We start from the raw sequence: 6,243 nt of genomic DNA on the forward strand, positions 1-6,243 counted from the left end.
GTTTATTGGAAGCTCAAATTAGGATCCACAGCGAAATAATATCTGTAAATGCATATAAATTTTTATGCTGTAATCCCTATTTTCACAAGCAAGCCACTCAATCAACTTCCAAAATAATTGTGCGTTATTCAGGTTATTTTGTAACGAGCCCTTAGTACAGTAAGGACTGAATTTTTGATTCATGTTTCAGTTCTTAGCTTCGTATCTAAGTGACGCCTGAATCCTGTTCTCCCAGTCTCAACGAATTGCTATTATAATTATCGTGGCATATTAATTATTTAATAATATTAGTTAATACTATATCAAATTTATTAAGAATTTAAGAAAACTCAAGCTCTGTATAACTCCTACTTTATATTTTATTTTAACATAATAATTCTAAAAAGATCAACTCTCTGAGTACTATAAGACTGAGTACTATAAGAAACGCATTAGATTTATTAAAACTGCTGCTAAAAATTTTGAAGGGAAACCAACAAATAATAAAAAGATTCATTTTTAAATAATATGATAAGTTTCCTGCTTTCTCTAGTCGCTCTTGTGCTAGGTTATTTTTCTGATGGTGTGTTTGTCGAAAATGTATTTGGAGCTGATCCCTCACGAAGGACACCTGCATACACCCAGGAAGATGGGGTCGATTTTGTCCCCCTCGGTTGGTCCCGCATATTCCTCATCCAGTTTCTCAACATTGCTGGCCTGGGCCCCATATATGGCGCTATTCTGGGAGCTTTATACGGTCCTGCTGCTTTCCTGTGGATCGTCCTGGGAAGTATTTTTGCAGGCGGAGTGCATGATTATTTTTCCGGGATGTTAAGTATCCGTCATGAGGGAAAAAGCGTTTCAGAAATTGTGGGGATCTATTTAGGCAGACAGGCGAGGATTGCCATGATTGCGTTCTCTGTCATCTTGCTCATACTTATAGGAACGGTGTTTATGTCCGGGCCGGCAGGACTTCTGACAAATCTGGGGTTCACAGGGCTGCTGGCCCACCCGAATTTCTGGCTGGTCCTTATCCTCCTGTATTACTTCGCAGCCACTGTCTTTCCAATCGACAAGATCATAAGCCGTATCTATCCCTTATTCGGAGCTGTCCTGTTGATTATGGCATTAAGCATCGGCTCCATGCTTCTCATCAAAGGATATGAGATCCCTGAAATAGCCTTCAGGAGTTTCCATCCTGACGGCCTTCCTTTGTGGCCTATGCTTTTCATAACCATCGCTTGCGGAGCTGTTAGTGGGTTCCACTCGACCCAGTCCCCAATAATGGCCCGATGTCTGACAAATGAAAAATATGGCAGGCGTATTTTTTACGGGGCCATGATAGCAGAGGGGGCTATCGCCCTTATCTGGGCTGCTGCTGCAATGTCTTTTTTTCCGGGAGGAGTAGCCGGCCTGAGTGAAATAACTGCCGCAGGAGGTGCTGCCCTGGTGGTAAAAAATGTGTCATTGGGTTTGCTGGGGCCTGCAGGAGGAATTCTCGCTATCCTGGGAGTTATTGCCTGTCCCATCACATCCGGAGATACAGCCTTCAGGAGTGCACGTCTGACCATAGCTGATGCCATGAACCTGGACCAGAGACCTTTAAAGAACAGGTTAATAATAGCTTTTCCAATATTTGCCATGGGGTTCAGTCTGACCCTGATCGACTTCAGTAAAGTCTGGCGTTACTTCGCGTTCTCGAATCAGGTATTGGCTACCATAGTTCTCTGGACATCTGCGGTATATTTGTCAAATAACGACAAATTTCACTGGATCGCTACCATCCCGGCTACATTTATGACAGCAGTGGTAACAACATACATCTTACAAGCTCCTGAGGGGTTAGGCTTACCAGGCAGTATCTCATATCCGGCAGGAATGATCTGTGCAGCCGCCTTTTGTGTTCTATTTGCCACCTTTTTAAGGAAAAGATCTCTATCATTAGCTTTACTCAGTGAGTGATCGCTTAATGAGGATATGATAACAGTATATTGCTGTGATAGTTAGACCGTCAGAAAGTCCATATATAGTATTTATATAGAGTATTTTCCCCACTTTTGCATAGAGATATCTGGAAAATTGCCTTCAAAGTCCTTAACCGATGACCAGTGAATGGGAATACAACCTTCAGGAAATAAAACTTAATAAAATGTGAAACTTAGGTAAAATAAGGAGTACAGATAAGTATAAATGAGTGAAGATAAGTATAAATTAGCACTTAAGTATAGTTGAATACGTATGTCCCACACACGGAAAGACATCTGTTAAATTAGTAATTATTTCCCTGGTCCTCCACTTTTCATCGTTTAATTCAAAATAATTTTGAGATGTAAAAAATTAGTGAAGCTCTTAAAATTATTGCTGGCGTTAAACATTTCAATGTGAGCCAATATGTTACCTATATTGAAATTTCAATGCCGGTAATTATATATCTTTTTTGAAGAATTATTACTTACTTCGTCAGCATAGCGAACAAAAAACCTTGTGCAGGAATTCTCATCAACTGATCATTGCATGGGAATTCTCCTTTCCTATTTTTATACTCTACGACCTGATAACACTTTTTTACGGATCACTGTATAAAGGGGATTCCCTTTTATTTTCTTTTCAGGGATCGATTTTTGATTACCCTGACCTTTTCTTCAGAAAAATCCTTATTTTTTTAGATTTACCCGGAATTCTGAAGGTTCACTATTCGGATACGTTGAAAAGTCCTAAAATTGTCCTGTCCATCGAAATCTACAATTGCAGTCTCTGAAAATCTTTTGAAAACCTTCTGGATATTGCTGCTTCCGACACCGGATACAAATATTTATATTCTTTGGTAGATAATTTTACTTTAATGGATGACAGCAAAGAATACCAGCTTTATCTTGAAGCTCTTGACAACGAGAGATCTGCATGGGGGAGAAGGACGGCTTTAAAGAGGCTCAGTGAATGCAAAACTGAAGAGTCCCTCTACTACCTGAATGAGCTTATTGTTGACAGGTACTGCATTGTTCCAGACTGGCTTAAAAGAATTGCAAGAGAATATTACGTATGCCTATGCCTTGAGTTTCTCTAAAAACTTAATTTTTTATCGGCTGATTTCTTCAGGCTGTATCCTCTCTCGCCACGAATGCTGTAGCCGATCTGTCATGAAAATTTGAGTAAAAACAGTGCTGTTAATGCGTGCTTAATTCTCTTTTGTTTGTACTCGTACCGATTTTTCTATCTTATTTAGTATTTGCTCTTTTCATGTAATTTTTATTATTACGGGAGTGCGGAGGGTCACGAATATTCCGTCCTTCGCAGGTTGTCCGACAATTCATTTTTAGGGCAAAAACATGTAAAGTATAAGGTATCTAAAGCCTCTAAATCGAAAAAGAAGGAATTCAGTTCTTACTGGCGGTAATTGCAGGACAGCCTGTTCATGGAGGGGGGCCGCACGCAATTTTATTCCGCTTTTATATATTAAATATTTATATATATACCGGGCTATGAGTAGTAAACGTTATATGTTCATATGTAGATTTTATTGATAGTGGAAATATGTTAAAAACTAAAGCTCCGGCTTACTGGGTATGTTCAGGCTTATTTTCGATCTTTGGGTTAAGGGGTCTAAGGAGTCACATCTACTCATCGCTATTTAACTCCAGAAATACTGGACTTTGAAATTTGAGGAGGTACTTATATGAAGAAGTTTCTGGCTTTGATAGTACTCGTTTCAGTAATCTTTGTATCTGGCTGCGAATCAACGACTTCTCCGGTTGATTCTGAAGATCTGGATGTGAGCACAGAACCCCTGGTTATCAAGGAGTTTAATGAGCAGGATGTTTCCGTGTCCGTATTCAACAACAACAGCGCCCAGGCGATTGATACGGTGTCTGTAAGTTCATTTGATCCTTTTACGATTGTCGGGTCAAGCTCACAGGTGAATATTCCTGCAGGTAAGCGGGCTTCTGTCAGTTTCAGGGTTATGGCTCCTTCTTTTGGCGGGGTTGAAAATACCTCTATCTTGATCCTGTCGTATGCTTCGGGTATTGATGAAGAGGGAAAACCCGTAATCAGGACAAAGGCCGTGCCTGTTCAGACCGTTGTCCTTCCTGATGCGAAGCTGCAGTTCGTAGGCTTTGCCGAAAGCATCGACAAGCTGCGTGCAGCACCTCCTGTTTCGACCTGGGAAACTGAGAAAGGTGAAAACGTCACTGTGAAATTCTCTGCTAAAAATCATGGACAGACAACCATAACAGGTGGATCCATGTACGTGCTTGTTGACATTGAAAATAAGCTAATTGGAGACAATGCGAGCATTAACATCACTGAGGCGATGGCAAAGGGTGGGACCTCCTATACCTGGGGTGTGAAGCTTCCAGTTTTGAACGACGCTCCCAACGGGGAGACCGATGTGTATGTAAATCTGATGCAGGGTGATTATCTTATTGATTCCCAGACCCTTGTGCTTAAAGTAAAACTATAATATGGGTTTGGTTTCCATGGGATTCAGGGTTTCGATTAAATCTAAAAAATCTCCCCTATTATTTTTTATTGGATTTTTTATCAGCATTTCCCTGGTTTTAACCTTCTCTTCCGGCTGTTTTGAGAAGCAGGGAGGCGTTTTCAGGGAGTATGAGGAGATCTTCATCCAGGATGTGGATGTGATGTCCACTCCGCAGGGTGAGGGTGCTCTTCTGACGGTCACCCCTTATATCCGGAATGACCAGAACACTGACAGTTCGATGCTTTCCGTTAAAGTCAAGATCATTGATCAGGAAACCCGGCTGATTGTGGCAGAAAAAGATCTCGACATGGGTTATATCAAAGCCCGGTCCCTGGCCTACAATAGTGTTTCTCTGGGGGTTGCGGACCCAGGGGATTATGAGGTTGAGGTCCAGCTTTTCAAGGAAGGCCAGCTTCTTGATTCAGGGGGCAGGTTTGTTACAATAAAAACGGAAACCTTCGCGGACCAGCCGGCCGATATCCTGCTTACTGACATGAACCTTGTAATTACCCAGTTCACTGATAGGGACGCAAAGGTTGTGGTGGATATCTCTCCGGGGGTTTATAATCAGGGAGGAGATTCCAAAGCTCTGACCATGGTGATCACTGCAAGGACCGATCCCTACACCGCATATACTGAAAGTGACGAACTCGGGATTGTCAAAGGTTCAAGCCGGCTTAGAGGGCATGTGCGCTTTGTGCTCCTTAGAAGGGACGAATATACATTTTCGGTTACTGTGGAAGAAAATGGCCGGGAAATAGTCACGTCCGAAGTTCCTGAACCAATAAAAATGGATCAGATAGAGCGGCAAGTTACCAAAAATTACCCGCTTATGGAAGAAGGCATGCCTGTTGAAGCCCCGGAAAAAGAAGATACTCCTGGGTTTGAGGGTTCGATCGTATTTGCAGCCCTCTTGCTGACAGCATGTGTTATGCACAGGAAAGACCCGAAGAGTAAGAAAGATGGGAATGAGGAATTATATGGCTGGAGAAGAAGGTAATTCCTGCGTTGAGGAAAAGGATACGGATCATCAGGCTATGGAGGTCCGAAAGCCGGGGAAAGGGGATGCACAGGACAATAATGATGCATCGTTTAAAAAACTCGTAAATGCAGCAGTGCTGGTCGTCCTTGTGGCGCTGATTTTCATCGCCCTTTTCTCTTTTTTCTTCAATATGCAAGAAGCGATAATTGCCCTTTTCCATCCAAGGTACCAGGCACTTATGCAGGCGATCTTTAGTTTGATAGTCCTGGTTATAGGAGTTTATATGATCCGGCTCCTTCTTCCGAATAAACGTTGACCACAGCTTTTGGAGAAGGGGAATCCCTTTTCCAAAAGCAACTCTTTTTTTTGACGAACTTTATACAGGCCCACTCTCTTATTACTAATGGAGTGCGGAGGATCACGAATACCCCGTCCCTCACAGGCTGTTTTGTAAGACCGCTCTCCTGCGTTGAGCGTGACAGATTCGGGTGAGCCAGAAATTTGTTATTTCAAAAAACAGGTTTTCTAAGAGGCTGTCTTAAAATTAAATAATACCTGTACCACGATTGTTCGTCAATGTCAAAACATACTGAAAGACTTCCTTATCCTAGCGATTTATCTGATAAAGAATGGAAACTAATCAAGCCTCATATCCCAAATCCCCCAACTAATCGAGGCAAAAAACGTGTTCACCCCTATCGAAAAATATTGAATGGCATATTCTATTTGCTACGTTCTGGTTGTGCATGGCGAATGTTACCACACGAATTTCCACCATGGCAAACTGTCTACCACTATTTCC

6 protein-coding genes are annotated in these 6,243 nt (G+C 41.9%); all 6 read left to right on the forward strand.

Annotated elements, in window-relative coordinates:
- Positions 1-507 precede the first annotated feature (507 nt).
- The gene (locus EO92_RS07980) at positions 508-1,941 is read left to right on the forward strand and encodes a carbon starvation protein A (RefSeq protein WP_048170660.1); all 1,434 of its coding nucleotides are present in this window, start codon (positions 508-510) and stop codon (positions 1,939-1,941) included.
- A gap of 880 nt (positions 1,942-2,821) precedes the next feature.
- On the forward strand, positions 2,822-3,043 hold the full coding sequence (locus EO92_RS07990) for a hypothetical protein (protein WP_200894970.1): 222 nt from the start codon (positions 2,822-2,824) through the stop codon (positions 3,041-3,043).
- Positions 3,044-3,652: 609 nt separating this feature from the next.
- Positions 3,653-4,438 (forward strand): hypothetical protein, encoded by a 786-nt coding sequence (locus EO92_RS07995; RefSeq protein ID WP_048170663.1) that lies wholly within the window; start codon positions 3,653-3,655, stop codon positions 4,436-4,438.
- Position 4,439: 1 nt separating this feature from the next.
- A complete protein-coding gene (locus tag EO92_RS08000; protein WP_156165764.1) occupies positions 4,440-5,459 on the forward strand; it encodes a hypothetical protein in 1,020 nt (339 codons plus the stop codon).
- A complete protein-coding gene (locus EO92_RS08005; RefSeq protein WP_048170667.1) occupies positions 5,440-5,757 on the forward strand; it encodes a hypothetical protein in 318 nt (105 codons plus the stop codon). Before EO92_RS08000 ends, EO92_RS08005 begins: the two co-directional genes overlap by 20 nt.
- A 260-nt stretch (positions 5,758-6,017) precedes the next feature.
- A partial coding sequence (locus tag EO92_RS17085) for a transposase (RefSeq protein WP_156165765.1) occupies positions 6,018-6,243 on the forward strand: 226 nt, incomplete at its 3' end.

Source organism: Methanosarcina sp. 2.H.A.1B.4, from assembly GCF_000979385.1.
In the GTDB taxonomy this organism is placed as follows: domain Archaea; phylum Halobacteriota; class Methanosarcinia; order Methanosarcinales; family Methanosarcinaceae; genus Methanosarcina.

What these genes read in the sequence shown, in the direction of transcription:
- EO92_RS07990 (WP_200894970.1), top strand. Translation starts at nt 2,822, where the DNA reads ATGGATGACAGCAAAGAATACCAGCTTTATCTTGAAGCTCTTGACAAC.
- EO92_RS08005 (WP_048170667.1), top strand. Translation starts at nt 5,440, where the DNA reads ATGGCTGGAGAAGAAGGTAATTCCTGCGTTGAGGAAAAGGATACGGAT.
- EO92_RS07980 (WP_048170660.1), top strand. Translation starts at nt 508, where the DNA reads ATGATAAGTTTCCTGCTTTCTCTAGTCGCTCTTGTGCTAGGTTATTTT.
- EO92_RS08000 (WP_156165764.1), top strand. Translation starts at nt 4,440, where the DNA reads ATGGGTTTGGTTTCCATGGGATTCAGGGTTTCGATTAAATCTAAAAAA.
- EO92_RS07995 (WP_048170663.1), top strand. Translation starts at nt 3,653, where the DNA reads ATGAAGAAGTTTCTGGCTTTGATAGTACTCGTTTCAGTAATCTTTGTA.